The sequence below is a fragment of the Amphritea japonica ATCC BAA-1530 genome (assembly GCF_016592435.1).
Lineage (GTDB): Bacteria > Pseudomonadota > Gammaproteobacteria > Pseudomonadales > Balneatricaceae > Amphritea > Amphritea japonica.
In genome coordinates this window covers 3,201,498-3,224,099 of the sequence record NZ_AP014545.1, presented here as the reverse complement: position 1 = coordinate 3,224,099, position 22,602 = coordinate 3,201,498, and the positions used below count along the sequence as shown (strand labels likewise).

Sequence of the window (22,602 nt, the reverse complement as noted above, 5' to 3'; positions counted from 1 at the left end):
GTTTCTGCAACCTGCAAATGATTTAAGGATGAATAACCATGTATGGCTTCGAGATTTCAATTGTTGTTATTGTTGTTTTTGCGCTGGCACTGATTTTTATGGGTGTAAAAATGGTGCCGCAGGGACACTGCTGGACTGTCGAGCGTTTTGGTCGTTATACGCGGGCGCTACACCCCGGATTGCATCTGATTATTCCGGTTATTGATACGATTGGCACTAAACAGAACATGATGGAATTAGTTCTGGATGTCCCCCCGCAGGAGGTTATCAGTTCTGATAATGCGATGGTAACGACAGACGCGGTTTGTTTTTATCAGGTGCTTGATGCGGGAAAGGCCAGCTACGAAGTGAATGATTTGACACGGGCGATGCGAAACCTGGTGATGACGAATATTCGGGCGGTGCTTGGCTCAATGGAGTTGGATGAGATGTTGTCCAACCGTGATGCGATCAATATAAAGCTCTTGGGTAAAGTGGATGAAGCGACCGATCCCTGGGGAATTAAGGTGACCCGGATTGAGATTCGCGATATATCTCCACCACAGGATCTGGTCGCTTCAATGGGCAACCAGATGAAGGCTGAACGGGATAAGCGGGCGGCAATATTGGTGGCTGAAGGTCAACGGGAAGCCGCCATTCAAGTTGCGGAAGGTCAGAAGCAAGCTGAAATACTACGTGCGGAAGGCCAAAAGCAAGCGGCAATTCTTGAAGCGGAAGCGCGGGAGCGTCAGGCATCAGCTGAAGCTATGGCCACTAAAGTCGTGTCTGAAGCTATTAGTGATGGTAACCAGCAGGCAATCAATTACTTTGTGGCTCAAAAATATACAGATGCACTGCAAGCGATAGGGGCGGGCGACAACAGTAAAGTGGTGTTGATGCCGTTAGAAGCGAGTAGCCTTATTGGCTCTATTGGGGGCATTACTGAACTGCTGAATAACACCAAAGCTAAGGGCTGAGATAATGGCAGACTGGTTTAATGAACTAACACATTGGCACTGGCTGACGCTGGGCATGCTCTTGCTGACATTGGAGGTGCTTGGCACCTCTGGCTTTCTTATCGGTTTGGCAGTGGCTGCCCTGGTGGTGGCAGGTGCCGTGGCGCTGGACCTTGTGAACAGCTGGCAGTATCAAGTGCTCTGGTTTGCGTTACTGGGAATAGTGTTTACGATCCTTTACTGGCGAGTGTTTCGTGCGTTTAATCGTCAATCAGATGAGCCTATGCTGAATGACCGGGCGGCTCAGTTAATAGGTCGTCGTTTTCGCCTGGAAAAGGATTTCGATCATGGACAGGGACGGGTTCAGATTGGAGATACCTTATGGAAAGCAGAAGCGGAGGGTAGTCTGGCAGCAGGTGCCTCGGTTGAGGTTTACGGCAGCGAAGGGATGGTGCTGAAGATTCGTCTTCTGCCGGATAGTTGATCGCTTTTTTTGCACACTGTAGGCTCTCTTATTTGGTTTAAATAAAACGATGATATCGCCGGGGCATTAGCAGCTCGGGTGGTGTCTGTTTTAAAACTGAAAGCATCAGCGTTTTACCATGCCTAGTTGAACAGTACAGAGTGAATTTCAAGGTCTCATGCAATCGTCAGAATCAGATAAACTAGCGAGCCAGGGGGTGCTGGAAGAGGCTATTCAGCAGTCCGTCATCAGGGGTATTCACAGATATTTTGATGCTTGTCGGCAGCGGGTTCCCGGCTTTATTCAACAGCATTTCAGCTATCCTGCCGCACTGACTACCAACCGGGTTGCTTTTGGTCTTGATGTGTTACGGGCGCCGGTAAATCTGTTCTGGGCACCGTTATTTGCGCTGGTCAGTATGATTCGCTTTGGTGTTGGTCGCTTTGAGCGCCTTAGCTGGCTGCATCGCTTACTCGGGCGTTTTCCTGCTGGCTTCACGACGCAGGTGCAGACACATATCAGTGAATTGGTACTCAGAGATCTGTTGCAACATAATCTACCGCAACATTCATTGAGTTGGTTTATCGCGGAAGAGCTACGTACGCTGTATCAACAGAATGAAAATACGACCATAGGAAGTACCTTGTTTCATGCCCGGGCAGAGCCTATCGTCGAAGAGGCGCTGGCGCAGTATCGCATCACTCGTACCGCTTCGGCCGATATTACTAATACGCTGTCTTGTACCGTTCTGGGAGCTTTTGCTTTTCAGAAGTTTACCCCGGGAGGTATTGGTATCGCGTTGGTGCTCTCAACGATTATCAGTACGGAACTCGCGGCCACTGATTTTTTCTTAGGCGAAACCTTAGGCCATCTGTATTACAGTGTTTTTCCGCCTTCACCCTCTATCGGGGTGACACTGGCGACCATCGCCGGCGTACTGTCTCTGTTGTCCGCCGGTGCTGCATTATCCGGTGTGATCTCCGATCCGATACAGGCGGCAATTGGCCTGCATCGCTATCGACTGAATAAAATGCTCAGGCACATGGAGCTGGATATGCTGCGCCAGACAGACAGTAGTTTTCGGCCCAAAGATCAGTATGTCGCCCGTATTATGGAGTGCTTCGATCTGGTTCGAGCCGGTCTGTCCTGAACTGTTATAGCCTCTGAGTGAGAAAGGTAGTGGTTTTCGTTGCAGAGACTCCCTTAGCCGTGAATACAAAATCTAATGTTGCACCGGCCGGGCTGGTATAGCTGCTACAGATACGAAACGGTAGCCAGGTTGAACTACTTTCCCTGAGATCTATATTGGTGGGGCCGTGTAACTGAAAGCGGCTAGGGTCCGATAGTGAGACCTGGACGATATCTATTTCGTCTGAGAATCCTTCTACTTTGACACGGTATTGGTTGCATAGCCTGTTCGGTTCAACCCGGGTGAACAGTTCGGTACGATCGCGCTGAATTTCAATCAACAGACTTTTTGTCTCAGTAAAACCGTAGACCACAGCTGTGATAGCACTCAGCATGATAACGCCGTAACCTAGCAGTTTCATCCGTAATTTTGGTGAGGTGAAACCTTTTAATTGCTGCTCTGAAGCAAAGCGTATCAGTCCCCGTGGTCGCGACAGTTTATCCATTACCGTATTGCAGCCATCGATACAGGCTGCGCAATCGATACAGGCAGCCTGCAATCCGTCACGAATATCAATGCCAGTGGGGCATACCTGAACACACACGCCACAATCGACACAATCACCGCTATTCTCATCCGCGTTCCTGTATTGAGCACGAGGCTCACCCCGGCGCGTATCATAACTAACCGAGAGGGTATGCTGGTCAAACATCACACTCTGAAAGCGAGAGTAGGGGCAGGCATGCAAACAGATTTTTTCCCGTACAAGCCCAGCATTGGTATAAGTGAGCGCGGTCATAATGAGCAACCAACTCATCATAGTGATAGAGAGCTGCAGGTTGATGCCATCCATGACAATCTCTCGTATGGGAACGAAATATCCGGTAAAAGTGACAGCGGTGCCTAAGGCTAACAACACCCAGAGTCCGTGTTTCAATAAACGGCGAAAAAGACGTACCCCTTTGAACGAACCATCATAACGGGCTCGTTCATTTGCGCGTCCCTCAGTCAGTTGTTCAATGCGAATAAATAACCAGGTCCAGATACTTTGAGGGCAGGCAAAGCCACACCAGACACGGCCCCAGGCGACCGCTACAAAAAACAATAAGGTTGAGCCTGCAATCATCAGTCCTGCCAGCAGAGGCAGGTCATGCCATGAAAGTACGCTGCCAAAAAGATGAATGCGACGCAGCTCAAATGAAAAAAATAGAACTGGCTGGCCGTCAATCTGAACCCAGGCTAAAGCAAAATAGAGGGTAATCAGTGGCCAGGTCGTTAACCGTCTGAGGTTCTGAAAATATCCCTCGATGAGTCGAACGTGAAACTTACCGTCAGTTGCAAAGGGAGGGGTTGGGTCCTGCCGCACAGGGATTCTTTGAGTCATAGCTTCGTACCAAATTTTGATTAGCTGTAGATTAAGCTTGCAAAAGCGATAGGAGCAGGTGTAAATAAAATATACTTAATAGGTACAGATAGGCGGATTAACGCGACATGACATCAGAGTATCTCTATCAAAGGCTGGAAAGTTGGCTGCGGAAGGGGATTGAGGAGCAGCGCTGGCATCCGGGTGAGCGGCTCCCCTCTATCCGAGATCTGTGCCGACAACATCAACTGTCTAAAGCAACCGTTCAACATGCATTACAGCGATTGGAGGTGCAGGGCATACTGGAGGCCAGGCCAAAGGCCGGGTATTTTGTCGTCCTCCAGACGGAAGCGGTCAAGGAGCCGGTTAGCCGATCGCGAATAGAAGCGCCCAGGCCTGTCACCGGGAGTGACCTTCTGCTGGATATTATGCGTCGGAGTGCTGCGTTTGATCTGTTACCGGATCTGCACGCGGGCGATCTGCCCGCTGGAATTGTCACGCTTAATCGAGCTATTGCTCGCGCCCTTCGTCGACAACGGGGTGAGCTCTCCCAATATTATGATGAACCGGAAGGGGATCTGAGTTTAAGGCAGCAGTTAGCCTGGCATCTTTCGCGAAGAGGGTGGCCAGTTGATATCGATGAATTATGTGTCACCTCGGGTTGTCAGCATGCGTTGTTTTTGGCCCTCATGGCAACCTGCGAAAGCGGTGATGTTGTGGCGGTTGAGTCACCGGGTTTCTATGGTGTGTTACAACTACTCGAACAGCTGAATCTGCAAGTGGTTGAGGTGCCAACTTCCATCTCCACTGGTATGGATGTTGAGGCTCTGGAGGAAGTGCTGAAACGCTGGAAAGTGAAAGCCTGTGTTGTGTCCCCTGCTTTTTCTACGCCGGGAGGGGCTTTAATGCCTGATAGTGCTAAACAGAGATTATTAGCGTTAGCAGAACGCTATGACCTGGCGCTGATTGAAGATGATATCTATGCAGACACGGCGCTGGGGCAAGTGCCGGATCCATTGAAAAAGCTTGATACGGATAATCGGGTAATTCTTTGTAGCTCTTTTTCAAAATCGTTGTCCCGTGACCTGCGCTTAGGCTGGATCTCAGGTGCTCGCTGGCATGCGCGTATCATTCATCTCAAGCTGGTCACTCAATTAGCCAGTAGTCGTTATCTGCAGCAGGGTGTGGCTGAGTTTATGCGAGATGGAAGCTTTGCCACACATCTGAGGCGACAACGTACTGAACTCAGGGAGCGGCGTGATCAACTGATGGTAAATCTACGAGACTGGCCGGGTGATGTCCGAGTCAGCCTGCCTCAGGGTGGGTTGTGTGTATGGGTTGAGCTGGATGATCAGGTTGATACGCTGAGTGCCTATTCACAGGTATTACAACAAGGGGTTGTGATCACCCCCGGCCCTCTGTTCTCAGTATCCGGTCAGTTTAAAAACTGTCTGCGAATTAGCTTTTCTCACCCCTGGGATGAACGCCGGGTTACCGCACTCAAGCGACTTCCTGGGTTACTTGTTTAGTTGTGGGTTTAATTAATTTGCTGATCGCTGATTCAGACCAGCGAGCTGTGGGATGGCGCCTGGAGTTTGGCGTAAAAAACATCTGGAATCATGGGTTTTGAAAACAGGTATCCCTGAAAACAATGGCATCCCAGCTCCATTAACGCACTGCGTTCATTCAATGTTTCGACGCCCTCGGCGATGACCGTCAAATCTAACCGATCGGCGGTCGCAATAATAACCTCAACAATCGCCGCAAGCTCAGAAGAGGCGCGCAACCCAGACACAAAAGACCGGTCTATTTTCAGAATGTCCAGAGGCAGATCGCGGAGGTATCTGAGCGAAGAATAGCCGGTACCGAAATCGTCAATGGCGAAGGAAATGCCTCGTTGCTTCAGTAGTTTCATCTTATTGCTGGCGATAGAAAAATTATTCAGCAGCATGTTTTCCGTAATCTCTAACTCAACCAGTCGTCCAGGAATGTTTTTCTCATTCAGCATCTCCACCAGACGGTCGACAAAATCAACCTGCATGAATTGCAAAGGACTGATGTTGACTGCCAGTCGGTTGAATGACTCGGGCAAGCCTTGCTGATGCCAGTCAGAAAGCTGATTTATCGCCCGCTTCAGAACCCAGTTACCAATCTCGACAATCTGACCGCTCTCTTCGGCGATACCGATAAAATCGCCTGGGTAGATGACTCCGTTCTGCGGGTGCCGCCAGCGTAACAGTGCTTCAGCCCCAATAATCTGATCAGCATCGTTTACCTGAGGCTGATACCAGAGCTCAAATTCATTATTTTCCAGTGCCAGATGGAGGCCTTTTTCCAACTCCATTCTTTCCTGTGCAGTCGATTGCATCTCAGGGTCAAAGAATTGAAAGTTATTGCGTCCCTGCGCTTTTACCCGGTAAAGGGCGGTATCTGCGTGGCGGAGTATATCCAGTGAATTATTGGTGCTGTCCGGGAAAACAGCAATACCGATACTGGTACTGCAATAGAGCTGGTGGCCGGCAATGTCGAAAGGCACAGCCATCTGCTCAAGGACCTTTAAGGCCGTGGTGGCCGTGCTTTCTGCACAGAGTTCGGCAGAGGAGCCTGTTTCAGTCAGGAGTACCACAAATTCATCCCCACCAAACCGGGCACAGGTGGATGTATCAGGCAGAGCCTGGGTTAAGCGCTTGGCGACTTCGCAGAGAATCGCATCACCGATACCGTGGCCCAGAGAATCGTTGATGGTTTTGAAACGGTCCAGATCCAGATAGAGCACCGCACCGAAGTTTTGGTTTTCCTGGTGTTGTTTGACTGCGTTATTGAGATGGTCAATAAAGAGTCTGCGATTTGCCAGCCCTGTCAGGGTGTCAAAGAAGGCAAGTTCAAAAATCTGCTGCTCGGCCTCTTTTCGCACACTGATATCCCGCGCGAGAATCAGAATGTAGTCTTCGTTTTGTAAGCGCATCCTAATGCAACGGGCTTCAATAGGAAAATGTTCTCCCTGAGTACTGATCTGGATATCTTCTATGGTGCTAGCCTCTTTTTCATTGATGCTTGAGAAGAGGGTTTGTAACTGAGAACTTGTGTAGTTTTTACTAAATTCAGCGAGGGATCTACCCAGGAGTTTAGCGCTATCGATTGCTAAAGACTCGGTTGCCTGATTATTGACCTGAATAATGATACCGTCTGCACGACAGAGGAACATCGCATCGCCGGCATTCTCCATCAGAGAGCGTGAAAAGTATTCGCTTTTAGATAGCTCCTGAATGGTCTTATTCAGCTGATCTGTCATCTCTTTTCGTTCATGCCACAGCCGGTCAAAGCTGGAGACTAAATCGCCCAGTTCATCCTGCTGATCATAGGGAGGCGTAACGTTTTTATCGTTTTTACCTAATTGATTAACCCAATGTGCAATATTAAGAATTGGCTGAGACAGGTAGCGATAGAATAATATTAGAAAAATACTGGCCAGTGCGATGTTATAGAGCAATCCCAGCGCCATGCTGGTGACTGCCCGTCGGGTAAAGTTACCGGTAATCAGAGTGGTATCCAGGTCGATAATCAGCGTCGCAGAGCCGGTTCTGGATTCTTTAATGCTAAGTGGCGTTGCAATATGACTTTTGAAATAAAATAGGTTGTTACCCATCATCGTAAGCGGTGATGACTGGGCCTTCTGAGCACTACTTTCTGCCAGAGTATCACCGAAGTCATCAATCAAGGTGGCGCGATAAACTTCAGGAGCCAGCGTGAGGGCGGTAGTCACATCCTGAGCCAGATTACGATCAAGGTTATATACCGCTTGAATGGCAGTATCGCAATGCATGGCGATGGTTTGCTCTATGCCAAGATTGAAATCTTTACGTTCCTGCTTATAATCCAGATAAATCTGTCCGCTGGTAGAGATCAAGCCCAGTAATAAAGATATTGTTAAGACAATAATGGCTTGCTTGAATGCAATCTTATGGCGGAAAGCAAGCTTCATATAGCCGCCTTGATTATCACTCTGATACTTTGTTTACAAATAGCGATCATATATCTCATCCAGTTCACCAGACGTTTTGATGTGCTCAAGCCCGGTGTTGAACTGTTCCAGTAATAGCGTATTACCCGGATAGGTTTTGCTTAAGCAAAGGTAAAATGAAACGCTCTCTTTGTCGGTAAAACGCTTTGTCTTGATCTTGTCCTGGAGCCCTAGCTGACGAACTCGATAGAGTGCTGTCAGTTCACCGATATAAAACACATCGATATCCCGGAAAAGAACAGAGCGAATACCACTATCCATATCCTGAGTTTTGCTATGGGGGATCTCTTTGCTGGCCAGCTCTTTTTGCATAGCCCAGGCTTCAATTGCATTGACCTTGTATTGGCTGAGGTCTGTTAACTTAGTCAGTTGACTATCATCAGTGTCGTTGGCCATCAGTGCAACCTGATTGGCTTCGCTCACTTTGTCGCTGAAGAGAATATAAGCTTCCCGTGCAGGCCGTCTTGCGCAACTGGTATATCCGGCGATATAGCCATGCTCAAGATTTTTTCTGATACGTTCCCAGGGTGCGGTACTAAACTTAACCTTAATACCGACTTTAGCAAAAGAGGCTTTGACGACCTCAATATCGATTCCACTGAGGTTATTCTGATCGTCCACGATGGTATAGGGTGGGTAATCAATGGCGAATATTTCGACGTGTTTTACTTCGGCCATTAACAGAGAAGTAAAGCTCGTTAATAACGCAAAAAAGATAATCCGAGACTTGAATAACAACACAGCGATCCCTCATCAAAATTGTTGCAGGTATATGTAACAGCAGATGTTTAACAGGGATATGACAAAAGTTAAGAAGCGGAGAATATCCCTATCTCCATTCTTTTCTTTTCTGGGAAAAAATCAACCGTTAGCAGGTTAAAAAGTGACCAAAATGGGGTAGTGAAATCGAATGCAGAGGGCCCGCGAATGAGTGTTAATGCTTTGAGACAGTAAAATTCTGCCAGCCTTCAATAATCTCGATGAAATCCTCTAAACCGCAGCTGGCTGTGGACTCCTGATCGTAAAACTCAAGGTGATCTTCGGGGGCATCATCTTCGAATGCTGAATCCAGCGCATGCGCACGGATAATTGCCTCATCTCTGTTGAGTATCAAATTGTACTCTGCACCTTCCATCAGGTAATCCAGCCGTTGCCGTTGCTGAAGTTCAGTAATAACCCTGAGCAGTTCAGTAATAACTGTCTGACGGCTGCGCAACTCATAGGTGAGCCAGTAGCCTAAAGCTTCATGGCCCATGGAAAAATCAGCTTTAAAGGCACCGTAAATATCATGGGTAAAGTCATAATCCATGGCAGTGTTCCATCAGTGTTAAGTAATTAGTGTAAGGGGATGCGGAGCATAGCACAGGCCTCTTTATAGCGCAGAGATTAGAGGCTCGCAAAGAACGCGAGAGTAGCTAGATGTCACTGCGTGACTTGCTAGTTGCTCGAAAATCAAAAGCTTGAGAAGGTTATGTAGGAGGTACGTCCCCGTGCCGATGGGAGTGCGGCCGTAGCTCGAAAGAGCGAGGGCCGGTCAGTCCCTTTGCTTTTTCGAGCCACTAGCTAGCCGAACTTGTTCGGCGGTCTAGCTGTTTATTATCTGAGTGACCAGCCGTCTTGGTCCGTGGGGTGTTGCTTCAGCTCGCCCCAAACGGAATAACATTTGTACTGTATCGCCTTTATCTATACCAAAGGTTTCTTTGAACCTGGCTTGTAGTGGCAGCATTTCAGGGTATTCCTGCAAGACCTGGCTCATTGGATGCTGCGCAAGCCCCATTGCGGTGGTTTTCAGGTTGATGCGACAGTACTCGCGACCAACGATTACCTGATCTAGTCGAGAGTTGCCTGTGGTAGTAATCCAGGCAAAAGTGGCAGTTGATTCAGCTGCTTTCTGGGTCATCGTCACGGCTTGTTCACCGAATGAGGTAGGATCTTTTTCGGTACTCTCCCGTGAGAGTATAAAGTTCTCGACGAAGACCTTCTTAAGCCCGCTCAATCCGGCCTGCGCCACGCTGAACCCGTCGCGATGTTGTTTCACCTCATCCTCATTGAAGCGAAACATCGCAATAGTCTCATGATCACGGCCTTTATCACCCACCTCGATCTGCATCGCATCGGTGAGTATCTGCTCGAAATGCTGCTTGGCTTCGGCAGAGCTGACGATGCTCAGGGCGTGATTATTATTCTTACCGTGAAAACTTTGTAATGTCTCGGTTTCTGTTTGGCTCAGGCTACGGTTGTCATACTCCCGCTTATTAGAGTGTCGGATGAGCAACTGAGCAAATAGAGGGTCGGGAGTGATCCCCGGCCGTTCAATCAGTTCGATAGAGGCAACGGGTTTATCGAGTAGCTCTGTATTGCTGTACATACCCTGTGGAAAGTAATCAATACTGGCTTCATGGCCAAGTCCGCTGGCGGCAATGGCCAGGGTTTCCAGAAATGTCCCCTGACCGATATGTATCTGCCGGTAAAACGGATCGGTGGCGGGCAGCAAGCGTTCGGGGTCTACATAAAGATCGAAGCTATGCGAGCCTGTTAAGTTAATAATCCAGGGCTGTTTATTGTGGGGGTTAGGGCAGAGGATGGCATAGGCCAGTACCTTCATGCGGATATCCTGCTCTGCTGGATCGGGCCCGTTCCAGCCAAAATTATCGGTAGGGGTGACGTCACTGCACCCTACAACAGTGCTGCCTAAGGCGGCCGTTCCGATACCCAGGCCGGTAATTTTAATAAAGTTTCGACGGTTCATTTGATTGATCCTTACATAAACGTATAAGTAATAAATATTGCTAGTATCAGTTAGAAATCAAACTGCATTCCATGGAATATATATTAGTTTGATTCCTTGGAATGCAAAGCGTATTCTTTGGAATATTATTCATACCGCTTCATATGAATGTTTTTAAGATGCCGTTTAAGTGTTGGAGATATGTGTGAATTCAAGAGAACAAACAGAAGTTGGGCTGATGGTACAGCTGGGTATTATTCGCCAGTTAATGGCCACTCGCGAAGCTAAATTATTTGCGAATGTATCGTTGAATCCCTCGCAATTCGGGGTGTTGAATCACTTTACCCATAACCCTGAACGCAGCTGGACGGTGACTGAACTGGCCGGTGTGATGGAGATGAATCAGCCCGGTATCACCAAAGTTGTCACGGTGCTTTTAGATAAGAAACTATTAGAGTCGGGGGCGGATAAAGAAGATAAGCGTCGACGTTATTTGAAAATAACCCCGCAAGGGTTAAAACTCTGCGACGAGATTTTAGGCTCTCTACTGCCTGATATTTCACACATCTTCGAAAGCTGGGAAGACGGGGAAATATCCCAAATGCATCAGCAGATGGAGAAACTGATGCGCTGGCTGGATGAGCATCGGGAAGATATAAAAAACGTGAGTGGCTAGAACGGTCGCATAAAGCGCGAAAGTGGCTAGAACGGGACTGCGTCCCTGCTAGTGGTTAGACGTGACTACGTCGCTTGCAAGGAAAAGCCGTTGCTCGATCGTCGCTTCGCGACTGGCTCGTTGTTTGTAGCTCGGAAGAGAAAAATTAAAAGCCTGCGGAGGTTATTAAGGGAAAGGTTGGTTGAGTAGGAGGTCCTACAGTATTAATACATTTTGTAGTTACCCTGAATCTAAAAGCCCAGTATCACTGCTGGGCTTTTTGTTTTTTCTAGCGACTAGCAAGCGGCGAAGCTGCGTCTAGCCACTCTCGCGTTTTCTGCGAGCCGCGCCTTATGCGAGTATCCCTTCAACCTCTTCAATAAACCCCTTCAACATCGCCAGACAAGTCCCGGCGTCGACATCGGTCATCTCATTACCTTCGCGCAACACGTAACGGGCATCGTCCAGGTCGGTGCGGAGGGAGAAGTAGAAAGTACCTTTCCAGAATTTGCTGGGCATGGGTTCCTGCTTCAGGTGTTCGCGGGCGATGCTTTCGTCGTTCACGCTGGGTAAAACCGCCAGTGCTTTATGCTTGTAGACTTTTACCACAACGCCTTCGGGCCAGTGTTGTAAACGGACATCCAGATCACACTTAATATCAGCGTTCTCTTTCTTGATATAGATCTTCTTCACTTCAAATGAACCGCGCCACTGGGCGAACTGCTCGCCGCTGAAAATCTGCTGCTCTATACCGTCAAAGTAAGTTTCGATCTGTTGGGTAATCTGGTTGATATCGTTAGACACTGTGAGACTCGCTTTAGCTTAAAACAAAGCGGGCAGGTTACCGGTTTGATTAACAGAGATCGATTGAGTAATTCTTATCGGCAGATAAAAAGTGTTACCAGAACAGCCGAGCATCACTGCCGCGCTGTTTCTTTATCAAACGACTGATTTACCTAATCTGGGTAATTTCCTCCTCCCAATCTATTTGCTTAAAAACTAATCAGAGCTAGATTACAGAGACATGAACTCTTCACCAGATTGTGAGCAGTCAATCAGTCGTTGGTCATGGAGACCCCTGAACTAAGGCGCTGGACGTCTTATACAGATGGATACAATGGAATGTACTCTGATAATCGATTTTTGAAACCAGTTGGTTTCTCTTTTGCACAGCGTTCAGCTGTTCTGTCTTCAATGCTTAAACACTCAACGCTTGGTGCTGTTTTACTGGCGATCCTGCTGGTATATCCATCGGCTTATGCGACGGACTATTTTGAAAATTACAGTGGTTTTAAACAGGCTCTGACACAGGCACTGCAGTCATCCGGTGATGTAAGTAAGAAGCCAGGCGCTGTGAGTATTATGCTGAAATACAATGATTCTCTGGTGAGCTATGAGTATCAACACTGGCAGGTAAAGCCGGAGTCGGTTTGCTACAGCGTTAAATATTGTAATGAAGCAAAGTATTCAAGATGTATGGATAGGGCGGATGAATTCTTTCATCAAACCTGTGAAGACCTGAAACAGGAAGGTTTAGCCCAGCCACGGGCTGCCGAATATCAAAAACTGTATTGTAGTGCTGCAGAAAAATTAGGGTCTTAAGTTAGTTGCATCTGACTAAGCGCCTGAATCAAATCTGGGCTCTTTTTTTGCAACGTTCTAAGCGAGCTTTTTTATTGCTGCGAGAACACAGCTCCTACAGTCTTGATACCTATGGTAGTTACCCACAACCCAAAAAGCCCAGCATCACTGCCAGGCTTTTTTCTTTTTCGAGCAACGAACTACGAGCAAGTCACGCAGTGACGTTCGAACTACTCTCGCGTTTTCTACGAGCCTCGATTGGCGGAAAGTCGCAACTGATGGTAGTTTAACTGCTTCGTCGAGCATCAATTACACATGAGATTATGTATGAAAATATTTTCGGCCGTTGTAGCACTCTGTCTGGCTGTGTTCCTGTTTTTTCTGGCACACGATATGGAAGGCATCAGCCTGCTGCGTATGGGTTATATTGTGGGTGGCGTTTGCTTACTAACACTGACACTCTTCATCTTTGTACCCCCAAAGACAGACGAGTCAGAATAAGCGGCTGGAATAATTGGGCCGTTTATCCACAGTCTAAATAAGACTGTCTCATTTTCCGTATAAAACCAGTCCGTCCTGTTATTCCCTCGGTGCACTCTGTGTTCTTAGCATGCCCCTTGGGTACTGTGGTAAAACCATATATTTAACCAAATGCTCACCACAGAGGGCACAGAGTTCGCAGAGAAAAGCTAAATTCGGATAATTAGGGGCTGGGTAACATTTAATAAATACAAAAAAGCCCGGCATCACTGCCGGGCTTTTGTTTTTTCTAGCTACTAACAAGCGGCGGAGCCGCGTCTAGCGAGGAGTGAAGCGACGTTCTAGCCTCTGTTGTGCTAAAGCGCCTCGATCTTCCCGTACTGTTCGGTCAGTTGACTCAACGAAGCCTGAAGCTCTGCCAGCTTCTCGCGTTCCTTAGCCACAACCGCCTCCGGTGCATTGGCCACGAACTTCGCGTTGTTGAGCTTGCCTGACAGACGACCAGATTCTTTCTCTAGCTTGTCCATCTCTTTCTTCAGACGGGCCAGCTCGGCACTCTTATCGATCAGACCAGCCATTGGGACCAGTACCTGCATCTCGCCAACCAGCTGTACCGCTGACATCGGTGCTTCTTCGCCGGCTTCCAGCCAGGTAACCGAAGCCAGAGATGCCAGCTTCGCCAGGAATGCCTGGTTGGCTTCCAGGCGGGCCTTATCGTCGGCGCTACCGTTCTGAATCAGGATATCCAGCTCTTTCGCGGGAGAGATACCCATCTCACCCCGGATATTACGAATACCGGTGATAACGCCTTTAAGCCAGTTGATATCGGCTTCGGCTGCGCCATCGAGCTTGCTTTCATCTGCAACCGGGTAGGCTTGCAGCATGATGGTGTCGCCTTCAACGCCAGCTTCCTGCTTGATGGACTGCCAGATCTCTTCGGTGATGTACGGCATGATCGGATGGGTCAGACGCAGGATGACTTCCAGTGCGCGAACCAGCGTGCGGCGGGTGCCGCGCTTCGCTTCTGCTGAGGCGTTGTCGTCCCACAGAACCGGTTTAGACAGCTCCAGGTACCAGCCACAGTATTCGTTCCAGATGAAGTCGTAGAGGCACTGGGAAGCCAGGTCGAAACGGTACTCATCCAGATGCTTTGTGACTTCAGTTTCAACTTTCTGGAGTTCACTCGCAATCCAGCGATCTGCCAGAGACAGCTCAAGGTCGCCACCGTTTTGGCCACAATCTTCGCCTTCGGTGTTCATCTGCACGTAACGGGCAGCGTTCCAGATCTTGTTACAGAAGTTACGGTAACCTTCCAGACGTTTCACATCCCAGTTGATATCACGGCCCGTTGAGGCCAGTGCTGCCAGTGTGAAACGCAGGGCGTCGGTACCATGGGCGGCGATGCCTTCCGGGAACTGCTTTTCGGTACGCTTGCCGATCTTTTCAGCCAGTTGTGGCTGCATCATGTTACCGGTACGTTTTTCCAGTAGCTCTGGCAGGCCGATACCGTCGATCATATCCAGCGGGTCGAGTACGTTGCCTTTCGACTTCGACATCTTGTCGCCGTTTTCATCGCGAATCAGGCCGGTCACATACACGGTCTTGAATGGTACCTGCGGTGTGCCATCTTCATTTTTCATGAAGTGCAGGGTCATCATCATCATCCGGGCAACCCAGAAGAAGATAATATCGAAACCGGTCACCAGTACATCGGTGGGGTGGAATGTCTGCAGACGTTGCGTGTCTTCAGGCCAGCCCAGGGTGCCAAAGGTCCACAGACCGGAGCTGAACCAGGTATCCAGAACATCATCGTCCTGACGCAGTTCGGTTTCCAGATCCAGACCGTATTTTTCACGGGCAGTGGCTGCATCTTTAGCAACGTAGACATTGCCTTCGTTGTCGTAGAATGCCGGAATCCGGTGTCCCCACCATAGCTGACGGGAGATACACCAGTCCTGAATGTCACGCATCCAGGCGAAGAACATGTTTTCGTATTGCTTAGGCACGAACTTGATATCGCCATTCTCTACCGCTTCTACGGCAGGACCAGACAGAGTCTTGGCGTCGGCAAACCACTGATCGGTGAGCATCGGCTCGATAACTACACCACCACGGTCGCCGTAGGGAATGGTCATATCGTTTTCTTCGATCTTAACCAGCAGACCGGCTTCATCCATATCGGCAACAATCGCTTTACGGGCGGCAAACCGCTCCATGCCGCGGTATTTCTCCGGCAGGGTTTTGTCCAGATCGTGGTTTTCGCTGCCATCGGTATTGAAGGTTTCTGCCGCGTCACGGATATCACCGTTAAGGGTCAGAACGTTGATCATCGGTAGCTTGCAGCGCTTGCCTACTTCATTATCGTTGAAGTCGTGGGCCGGCGTGATCTTCACACAACCGGTGCCTTTTTCCATGTCAGCATGTTCATCGGCAACAATGGGAATACGACGGCCAACCAGTGGCAGGATGATCTCTTTGCCGATCAGATCTTTGTAACGTTCATCGTCGGCGTTAACCGCAACACCGGTATCGCCCAGCAGGGTTTCCGGACGGGTTGTACCCACGACCAGGAAGTCATCACCGGCAGCGGTTTTTACACCATCGGCCAGGGCATAGCGCAGATACCACATCTTGCCTTTGACTTCGCGGTTTTCCACTTCCAGATCGGAGATCGCAGTGTGCAGTTTAGGGTCCCAGTTAACCAGGCGCTTACCACGGTAGATCAGGCCTTCGTCATACAGACGGATAAAGGCTTCCTGAACGCCGGTGTAGAATCCGGAATCCATGGTGAAACGCTCGGTTGGCCAGTCAACAGAGTCGCCCAGACGGCGCATCTGATTGGTGATCATACCGCCGGATTCACCTTTCCATTCCCAGATCTTTTCGATAAAGGCTTCACGACCCAGATCATGACGGGTTTTCTGCTCTTCAGCCGCCAGTTTACGCTCAACCACCATCTGCGTGGCGATACCGGCGTGATCGGTACCCACTTGCCACAGGGTGTTCTTTCCCTTCATCCGCTGATAGCGGGTCAGGGCATCCATAATGGTGTGCTGAAAAGCATGACCCATATGCAGACTGCCGGTGACATTCGGCGGTGGGATCATGATGCTATAGGCTTCACCTTCACCGGAAGGGGCGAAGTAACCATTATCTTCCCAGGTTTTGTACCAGGATTTCTCGATCTCGTGCGGCAGGTAAGTGGTATCCATTAATCGACCGTGCTCTCAATGCTTAAATTAGGGCAAAAAAAATAGTCAGATATTATACCCGGCGGGTACTTAAGTAGCTAGACGTGCTGCGCACTTGCTAGTGGTTAGACGTGCTTTGCACTTACTAGAAAAAGAGAAGAGCATTTATGCTGCTGAACTGAAATGTTTTTTCTAGCTACTAGCCAGCGGAGAAACCGTGTCTGGCGACTCGTGAAGCGACGTTCTATCTAATGAGCAGTTGTTAAATGTCGCTCCGAAACTTGCTAGTGGTTAGAACGGAGCCTTCGTCTCCTGTTAGAAAAGCATTTTGGTTCTGTAGTATCTATATTTTCTTTTGCTCTTTGTTTTTTCTAGCAAGCGACATAGTCGCGTCTAATCACTAGCAGGAAACGAAGTTTCCGTTCTAGCGACTTCTGCTTACGTAGTGATGAGATATGCCTTATCGTCATCGGTCAGGTTGAACTACACTGTGGCAGTTAACTGGCAAACAAAAAGGATTTTGTTATGAGTTATGAAGATTTGGATGTATGGAAACGTGCTTGTCGGATAAGTTGTGAGGTATATACGGTGCTTTCCCGCTGTCGTGATTTTGGGTTCAGAGATCAGATCACCCGAAGTGGTTTGTCGATACCCAGCAATATTGCAGAAGGGTTTGAGCGAGGCTCGAGAAAAGAGAAACGGAAGTTTCTCTACTATGCCAAAGGTTCTTTAGCTGAACTGAAAACTCAGGTTTATATCGGTCAGAGAATTGGCTATATCCATAACGAAAGAGGGAATGCCTGGCGAATGGAGCTGGATGAAATCCAGAAAATGCTGGCTGCACTTATTAAATCTACTGAATCCTGAGCGTTCTTATCTTTATCTAACTACTAGCTAGCGGCGAAGCCGCGTCCAACAAGACACGCAGTGACGTCTGGCGACTTATGAGGCCTTCGGCCTCATATCATGCATCTTCGGTGTTCTGCCGTTGCTTTTATAGAGGGCGAAATTTTTGCGGGTTGCCGCGAGGATGTCGGGTTGTTGAATGACAATCTCGAGGATTCGGTCGAACTTCAGGGTTTCCGCTGAAGCCTCCAGTGCCAGGTTGATGTAAACATCACGGTGTTGGGGTAGTTGATCACCCCAGCCGATCTGCACCGGGGCATCGGGTTTGCTGTTGAGCAGTCCATGGGGAATAAACGCATCCGCCCGGTAATCCCAGAGTAGCTGATCCAGACGTTCCGCTTCAGTTTCGCCGGTGACATGAATGTAGACGTTCAGACCGTGGCCTAATACTTTATCCGCCAGTCGGCAGAGGAAAGTGGTACGGCTTTCCGGCTCGGCATCAGGAAGAACATAGAAATCAGCTTGGCTCATACTTTTAAATTCCGGTCGGGGTCTGAGTGCGCCAGTGCGGCGCTATATCTTTTCTCAAAGAACTCACTTACTCACTGCAAGTAACTCTTTTTGAAAAATGTCTTGCGCTGACACACTCATATACCAGACTCAGGGCCCTGTGTTTTTAGGATTTACTCGTCGTCAGCCAGATCATCAACCTGAGCGATAAGGTGCTGACACAGCAGTGGAACGCAACGTCCGGTCGCGCCTTTTGCTTTACCCGCACTGTTCCAGGCAACGCCAGCGATATCCAGATGTGCCCAGCGATACTTCTTGGTATAGCGGGACAGGAAGCAGGCAGCCGTGACGGTACCCGCTGCCGGGCCGCCAATGTTGGCCATATCGGCAAAGTTGCTGTCCAACTGTTCCTGATACTCATCCCAAAGCGGCAGACGCCAGGCTTTATCGGCGGAAAACTCACCGGCGGCCAGCAGGTCATCGGCCAGCAGGTCGTCATTTGAGAGCAGGCCGGTTGCCTGATGTCCCAGCGCAACAATACAGGCACCGGTAAGGGTGGCAACATCGACAACGGTGGCTGGGTCAAAGCGTTCTGCATAGGTCAGCGCATCACAGAGTACCAAACGACCTTCGGCATCGGTGTTAAGGATCTCTACGGTCTGGCCGGACATCGTGGTGACAATATCACCAGGCTTTGAGGCGTTGCCTGCAGGCATGTTTTCGGCAGACGCGATGATAGCGACGACATTCTGCTCCAGGCCTAACTGGGTCAGTGCTTCCATGGCTCCCATTACACTGGCAGCACCGCACATGTCATATTTCATCTCATCCATCTTAGCGCCAGGCTTAAGGCTGATGCCACCGGTATCAAAGGTGATGCCTTTGCCGACTAAGACATGAGGTTGTTGATCTGACTCGCCACCTTTGTATTCCATGACGATCAGTTTAGAGGGCTCCGAGCTGCCTTTACCTACGGATAGCAGGGAGTGCATGCCCAGTTGTTCCATCTCAGCTTCATCGAGAATAGTGGTAGTCAGCTCATCGCACTCTTCAGCCAGCGCCAGTGCCTGCTCTGCTAGATAGGAAGGGGTGCAAATATTTCCCGGCAGGTTGCCCAGTTCACGAGCGGTATCAACACCGTTGGCGATAGCCGAGCCATCGCTGATAGAGAATTCACCCAGCTCTGCATCATCCTGGCTAAGCAGAAAAGCGATGCTTTCCAGATTCAGGGGATCGGCCTTTTTGCTCTTGGTGGCGTCATACTGATATAGCTCTGCGCTAGCCCATTCGGTGTTATGGCGCAGTTGACGATAGAGATCCTGATCGGCACTTTCCAACCCGTCTAATGCGATCACTGCTGATTGGCATTGGATCAGCTTCAGATTGGACATGATGCTCTTGATGATTTTCAGTTGGTTGCGATCATTACGCTCATCGGCTTTGCCGATACCGATCAACAGAACACGGGCAGCACCGATGCCTGGAACCTTGTGAAGTAACAATGCCTGACCGGCTTTGCCCTGGTGATCACCGATAATATCGTTCAGATAACCGGCAGAGGCAGTATTGATCAGCGCTGCTGAAGGAGCGAGTTCGCCATCAGGGGCGATACCGACGATTAAACAGTCAGTTTCCAGAGATTCAACCGAACCGGTAACTATTTCAAATTCCATGCTTTCTCCACACAAGACATCGTGCCTGGTTTATAAGATAATGACGCACCGGTTCAGCCTAAGTGTGCTGGACAGGTTTTATAATGCATTCCCGGATTTTATCCTAATGCCGCAGAAACAAAACCCCGTTTTCGGTATCAGAGACAATTCTTTACCGGCAATTACACAGGATACGGTAGTTTGATTATCTTTCGCTATCTGGCCAAAGAAGTTCTGATCAGCATGGTAGCCGTCACCACGGTACTGTTGTTGATCATTATGAGTGGTCGTTTTATTAGTTATCTGAGTATCGCTGCCGCCGGTGAAATACCGATGGCAGCGGTATTCTATTATCTGCTGTTTCGCTTGCCGGGCTTTCTTGAGCTGATTCTCCCACTGGGGCTGTTTCTGGGTATTCTGCTCGCCTATGGCCGTTTTTATCTTGAGAGCGAGATGGTGGTGTTGCAAGCGACGGGCATGAGTCAGCGCCGTCTGACGATGTACACGCTGGGTCCGGCGGTACTGACCGCTTTGCTGGTAGGCTCGATGAGCCTGTTTTTATCGCCTTATGGTGCAAACCAGACCGAAATTATGTTGCAGAAACAGCGTAACGTCGGTGAATTTGATCTGATTACTGAGGGGCGCTTTCAGGCGATGCCCCGGGGTGATCGGGTGACTTATATTGAACAATTAGATACTAACAGCGGCACGATGAAAGGCGTTTTTATCACTGAGAAGATCAAGAAAGGTGATAAGGAGCAGGCGGTTATGGTGGTGGCTGAAAAGGGCCGTAGTTATACCAACCCAGAGACGGGGGTGCGTTATCTGGTGCTAGATAATGGTTATCGCTATGAGGGTAACCCCGGCGAGGCGGATTATCGACAGATTCAGTTCCAGGAATATGGTATTCGGTTGCCCAAGCAGGAACAGGTAAAACCGGTTAACGAGCTTTATTCTATCCCGACCGAAGCGTTGTTTGACGGAGATAATGCCGAGCGAGCCCAGTTGCACTGGCGTTTATCTCTGCCAATGCTGACGTTGATTGTTGCACTGCTGGCGGTACCTTTGAGTAAAACGAACCCCCGGCAAGGACGATATGCCAAGCTGATACCCTCGATTTTGTTGTATATGACCTATTTATTATTGTTGACCAATGTACGTAATTATCTTGAAAAAGATGGTGGCCATGTGGCGTTACTCTGGTTGGTGCATCTGCTGTTCTTCGGTGTTGCGATGAGTATGTTGTTCTTTCAGGGGCGCTGGGCACGACTGTTGGGTCGCCGGAGGGTTGAACATGCGGCGTAAGCTGGATCGTTATATCGGCAAACAGGTACTCCTGAGTATTCTGGTGGTGATGGTGATCGTCGTCGGTCTGGACTTCACGTTTCGGGTAATTGAAGAGTTGCCTGAACTGAACGAGCGCTATACCACGTTAATTATGCTGGGCTATGCCGGGCTGAACATGCCTGCCGCTTTCTATGAGTTTTTGCCTTTGGGTTGTCTGGTCGGTTGTCTGATCGGCCTGGGTGGACTGGCCAGTGGCAGTGAGTTGACGGTTATGCGGGCGGCAGGTATCTCTGTCTGGCAACTGGTGCGGATGGTACTAAAACCGGTTATCGTACTGTCGTTACTGGCTTTGGTTGTCGGTGAATATATCGCGCCATACGCGGGGGCCCTTTCGGAGAGTATCCGGGCACATCATCTGAACCGGGGCACCGTATCGGCTCGTGCGGGTGTGTGGCACCGTGAGAGCGGTGAATATATTCATATCAATGTTGTGACGCCAGACGGTGAAACCCGGGGAATTACGCGCTTTGGACTGGCACCGGATAGTAGTCTCTCGTATAGCAGCTATGCGAAGAGTGGCCGTTATCAGAATGGGGCCTGGGTTTTAGAAGATGTGACGGAAACCCGCTTTATTGAAGACCGTACGCAGACGACGGTATATGACACTCAGGCCTGGGAGATAGAACTTAATCCCCAGCGCTTGAAAGTGCTGATGGTTAAGCCAAAAGAGATGTCGACCAGTGAGCTGTACAACTACAGCCAGTATCTGGAAGAACAGGAGTTGGATAATGATCGCTTCATGCAAAGTTTCTGGCGCAAAGCGTTTCAGCCTCTTGCCATTATCGGCTTAGTTCTGGTCGCTGTTTCTTTTATCTTCGGCTCACTGCGCAGCGTTTCTACCGGCCAGCGGATTATCACGGGTGTGGTCGTGGGTATGGTGTTTAAAATCAGTCAGGATATCCTGGCCCCACTGAGTTCGCTCTATCAAGTAGCCCCGGTCTGGTCTGCACTGGTGCCGATTTTGATCTGCATGCTGTTGGGCGGATGGCTTATTAAACGGGCGGGGTAGCTCGCAAAAAGCGCGAGAGTGGCTAGACGTGCTCCGCATTTGCTGGTGGTTAGACGCAACTTCGTTGCTTGCCAGGAAAAGCATTTGGGCTGCGGTATATCCGTGATATTGATATTCTTCTTCTGGTCTTTGCTTTTTTTAGCTCCTGGCTAGCGACGTAGGAGCGTCTCGCAAGTGCGAAGCACGTCTCGCTACTATCAGTAGGGCACGTAGGTATTCTTTATTTACTTTTCTTGTTTAACAAAACAATCTGCGTTTCGGAAAAGCTGTCATGCCAGGTGGCTTTGTTAGCTGAAAAGAGCATCCAGAAGAAGCCCAGGCCGAAGCAGGCGAATGATAGGATGGCGGTCATGAAGCGGATAAGAGCCTGACGCAGGCTGATATGTTTGCCATCTATGGTCTGTACTCTGAGTTTCCAGGCTTGCATCCCCAGCGTCTGTCCCAGGCGCACCCAGAAGTAGGCGAAGAAGGCGAAGGTCAGTAGAAATAGCACAGATTGAAATAGCGGGCCTTCAACAACATTTCCGTTATTCAGGCCGACGGCAGCAAAACCGGTACACATCCAGATGGCTGCAACCAGAAATGCGTCATAGATCATCGCTGCAAAGCGACGTAGCAGACTGGCTTGTTGCACTTCAGCTTCACATTCCGGAAAAACTCTATTCATCGTGTTAATTTCTGTCTCAGGCTTC

The 22,602-nt window shown here is 49.3% G+C and carries 20 protein-coding genes; 10 read left to right on the top strand and 10 right to left on the bottom strand.

The features are described 5' to 3' along the window. Positions 1-38 precede the first annotated feature (38 nt). The 3 genes from AMJAP_RS14915 (at position 39) to AMJAP_RS14905 (ending at position 2,548) form a co-directional block, all read left to right on the top strand. Positions 39-956 (top strand): SPFH domain-containing protein, encoded by a 918-nt coding sequence (locus AMJAP_RS14915; RefSeq protein ID WP_019622647.1) that lies wholly within the window; start codon positions 39-41, stop codon positions 954-956. Positions 957-960: 4 nt separating this feature from the next. Then, positions 961-1,419: an NfeD family protein gene (locus AMJAP_RS14910; protein WP_019622648.1), complete on the top strand. Its 459-nt coding sequence runs from the start codon at positions 961-963 to the stop codon at positions 1,417-1,419. A gap of 157 nt (positions 1,420-1,576) precedes the next feature. Next, positions 1,577-2,548 carry a DUF6635 family protein gene (locus AMJAP_RS14905; RefSeq protein WP_019622649.1) on the top strand — a complete coding sequence of 324 codons (972 nt, stop codon included), beginning with the start codon at positions 1,577-1,579 and terminating at the stop codon, positions 2,546-2,548. Between the two features lie 4 nt (positions 2,549-2,552). Here the strand turns inward: AMJAP_RS14905 and ccoG are convergent, their stop codons facing one another. Continuing rightward, the gene (ccoG, locus tag AMJAP_RS14900; RefSeq protein ID WP_040404801.1) at positions 2,553-3,911 is read right to left on the bottom strand and encodes a cytochrome c oxidase accessory protein CcoG; all 1,359 of its coding nucleotides are present in this window, start codon (positions 3,909-3,911) and stop codon (positions 2,553-2,555) included. A gap of 107 nt (positions 3,912-4,018) precedes the next feature. Between ccoG and AMJAP_RS14895 the strand changes: the two genes are divergently transcribed. Continuing rightward, positions 4,019-5,419 carry an aminotransferase-like domain-containing protein gene (locus AMJAP_RS14895; protein WP_019622651.1) on the top strand — a complete coding sequence of 467 codons (1,401 nt, stop codon included), beginning with the start codon at positions 4,019-4,021 and terminating at the stop codon, positions 5,417-5,419. 32 nt (positions 5,420-5,451) lie between these two features. On the opposite strand, the gene AMJAP_RS14890 is transcribed toward AMJAP_RS14895, so the two are convergent. From AMJAP_RS14890 to AMJAP_RS14875, 4 genes are all read right to left on the bottom strand, one after another. Further along, positions 5,452-7,872 (bottom strand): GGDEF and EAL domain-containing protein, encoded by a 2,421-nt coding sequence (locus AMJAP_RS14890; protein ID WP_019622652.1) that lies wholly within the window; start codon positions 7,870-7,872, stop codon positions 5,452-5,454. 33 nt (positions 7,873-7,905) lie between these two features. Next, a complete protein-coding gene (locus AMJAP_RS14885; protein WP_019622653.1) occupies positions 7,906-8,652 on the bottom strand; it encodes a substrate-binding periplasmic protein in 747 nt (248 codons plus the stop codon). A gap of 193 nt (positions 8,653-8,845) precedes the next feature. Next, positions 8,846-9,220 (bottom strand): YacL family protein, encoded by a 375-nt coding sequence (locus tag AMJAP_RS14880; protein ID WP_019622654.1) that lies wholly within the window; start codon positions 9,218-9,220, stop codon positions 8,846-8,848. Positions 9,221-9,496: 276 nt separating this feature from the next. Beyond that, complete coding sequence (locus tag AMJAP_RS14875; RefSeq protein ID WP_019622655.1) at positions 9,497-10,660, bottom strand: Acg family FMN-binding oxidoreductase; 1,164 nt, start codon at positions 10,658-10,660, stop codon at positions 9,497-9,499. Positions 10,661-10,844: 184 nt separating this feature from the next. Here AMJAP_RS14875 and AMJAP_RS14870 point away from each other — a divergent pair, with 184 nt between their 5' ends. Then, complete coding sequence (locus tag AMJAP_RS14870; protein WP_026340213.1) at positions 10,845-11,315, top strand: MarR family winged helix-turn-helix transcriptional regulator; 471 nt, start codon at positions 10,845-10,847, stop codon at positions 11,313-11,315. Between the two features lie 330 nt (positions 11,316-11,645). On the opposite strand, the gene AMJAP_RS14865 is transcribed toward AMJAP_RS14870, so the two are convergent. Next, positions 11,646-12,098, bottom strand: coding sequence for a hypothetical protein (locus tag AMJAP_RS14865; protein WP_019622657.1), 453 nt, complete (start codon positions 12,096-12,098; stop codon positions 11,646-11,648). A 318-nt stretch (positions 12,099-12,416) separates the two neighbouring features. Here AMJAP_RS14865 and AMJAP_RS14860 point away from each other — a divergent pair, with 318 nt between their 5' ends. Next, on the top strand, positions 12,417-12,896 hold the full coding sequence (locus AMJAP_RS14860) for a hypothetical protein (protein WP_019622658.1): 480 nt from the start codon (positions 12,417-12,419) through the stop codon (positions 12,894-12,896). A 306-nt stretch (positions 12,897-13,202) separates the two neighbouring features. After that, positions 13,203-13,376, top strand: a complete 174-nt coding sequence (locus AMJAP_RS14855; protein WP_019622659.1) for a hypothetical protein — start codon at positions 13,203-13,205, stop codon at positions 13,374-13,376. A gap of 335 nt (positions 13,377-13,711) precedes the next feature. On the opposite strand, the gene AMJAP_RS14850 is transcribed toward AMJAP_RS14855, so the two are convergent. Beyond that, positions 13,712-16,567 carry a valine--tRNA ligase gene (locus AMJAP_RS14850; protein WP_019622660.1) on the bottom strand — a complete coding sequence of 952 codons (2,856 nt, stop codon included), beginning with the start codon at positions 16,565-16,567 and terminating at the stop codon, positions 13,712-13,714. Positions 16,568-17,071: 504 nt separating this feature from the next. On the opposite strand from AMJAP_RS14850, the gene AMJAP_RS14845 reads away from it, so the two are divergent. Further along, positions 17,072-17,413, top strand: a complete 342-nt coding sequence (locus AMJAP_RS14845; RefSeq protein ID WP_019622661.1) for a four helix bundle protein — start codon at positions 17,072-17,074, stop codon at positions 17,411-17,413. A gap of 75 nt (positions 17,414-17,488) precedes the next feature. Here AMJAP_RS14845 and AMJAP_RS14840 read toward each other — a convergent pair whose 3' ends face one another. Both AMJAP_RS14840 and AMJAP_RS14835 read right to left on the bottom strand, forming a co-directional pair. Continuing rightward, entirely contained in the window at positions 17,489-17,923 is a 435-nt protein-coding gene (locus AMJAP_RS14840; protein ID WP_019622662.1) for a DNA polymerase III subunit chi, read from the bottom strand. A 152-nt stretch (positions 17,924-18,075) separates the two neighbouring features. Continuing rightward, positions 18,076-19,575, bottom strand: coding sequence for a leucyl aminopeptidase (locus tag AMJAP_RS14835; RefSeq protein ID WP_019622663.1), 1,500 nt, complete (start codon positions 19,573-19,575; stop codon positions 18,076-18,078). 180 nt (positions 19,576-19,755) lie between these two features. Between AMJAP_RS14835 and lptF the strand changes: the two genes are divergently transcribed. Together lptF and lptG are read left to right on the top strand one after the other, a co-directional pair. Then, positions 19,756-20,859 carry an LPS export ABC transporter permease LptF gene (lptF, locus tag AMJAP_RS14830; protein WP_019622664.1) on the top strand — a complete coding sequence of 368 codons (1,104 nt, stop codon included), beginning with the start codon at positions 19,756-19,758 and terminating at the stop codon, positions 20,857-20,859. Further along, the gene (lptG, locus tag AMJAP_RS14825) at positions 20,849-21,910 is read left to right on the top strand and encodes an LPS export ABC transporter permease LptG (protein WP_019622665.1); all 1,062 of its coding nucleotides are present in this window, start codon (positions 20,849-20,851) and stop codon (positions 21,908-21,910) included. Before lptF ends, lptG begins: the two co-directional genes overlap by 11 nt. A 220-nt stretch (positions 21,911-22,130) precedes the next feature. On the opposite strand, the gene AMJAP_RS14820 is transcribed toward lptG, so the two are convergent. Then, a complete protein-coding gene (locus AMJAP_RS14820; protein WP_019622666.1) occupies positions 22,131-22,577 on the bottom strand; it encodes an RDD family protein in 447 nt (148 codons plus the stop codon). Between the last annotated feature and the right edge of the window lie 25 nt (positions 22,578-22,602).

Coding starts and splice junctions, on each gene's coding strand:
- AMJAP_RS14915 (WP_019622647.1), top strand. CDS start 39: ATGTATGGCTTCGAGATTTCAATTGTTGTTATTGTTGTTTTTGCGCTG.
- AMJAP_RS14845 (WP_019622661.1), top strand. CDS start 17,072: ATGAGTTATGAAGATTTGGATGTATGGAAACGTGCTTGTCGGATAAGT.
- AMJAP_RS14910 (WP_019622648.1), top strand. CDS start 961: ATGGCAGACTGGTTTAATGAACTAACACATTGGCACTGGCTGACGCTG.
- AMJAP_RS14880 (WP_019622654.1), bottom strand. CDS start 9,220: ATGGATTATGACTTTACCCATGATATTTACGGTGCCTTTAAAGCTGAT.
- AMJAP_RS14890 (WP_019622652.1), bottom strand. CDS start 7,872: ATGAAGCTTGCTTTCCGCCATAAGATTGCATTCAAGCAAGCCATTATT.
- AMJAP_RS14905 (WP_019622649.1), top strand. CDS start 1,577: ATGCAATCGTCAGAATCAGATAAACTAGCGAGCCAGGGGGTGCTGGAA.
- AMJAP_RS14850 (WP_019622660.1), bottom strand. CDS start 16,567: ATGGATACCACTTACCTGCCGCACGAGATCGAGAAATCCTGGTACAAA.
- AMJAP_RS14835 (WP_019622663.1), bottom strand. CDS start 19,575: ATGGAATTTGAAATAGTTACCGGTTCGGTTGAATCTCTGGAAACTGAC.
- lptG (WP_019622665.1), top strand. CDS start 20,849: ATGCGGCGTAAGCTGGATCGTTATATCGGCAAACAGGTACTCCTGAGT.
- AMJAP_RS14895 (WP_019622651.1), top strand. CDS start 4,019: ATGACATCAGAGTATCTCTATCAAAGGCTGGAAAGTTGGCTGCGGAAG.
- AMJAP_RS14820 (WP_019622666.1), bottom strand. CDS start 22,577: ATGAATAGAGTTTTTCCGGAATGTGAAGCTGAAGTGCAACAAGCCAGT.
- ccoG (WP_040404801.1), bottom strand. CDS start 3,911: ATGACTCAAAGAATCCCTGTGCGGCAGGACCCAACCCCTCCCTTTGCA.
- AMJAP_RS14875 (WP_019622655.1), bottom strand. CDS start 10,660: ATGAACCGTCGAAACTTTATTAAAATTACCGGCCTGGGTATCGGAACG.
- AMJAP_RS14840 (WP_019622662.1), bottom strand. CDS start 17,923: ATGAGCCAAGCTGATTTCTATGTTCTTCCTGATGCCGAGCCGGAAAGC.
- AMJAP_RS14860 (WP_019622658.1), top strand. CDS start 12,417: ATGTACTCTGATAATCGATTTTTGAAACCAGTTGGTTTCTCTTTTGCA.
- AMJAP_RS14855 (WP_019622659.1), top strand. CDS start 13,203: ATGAAAATATTTTCGGCCGTTGTAGCACTCTGTCTGGCTGTGTTCCTG.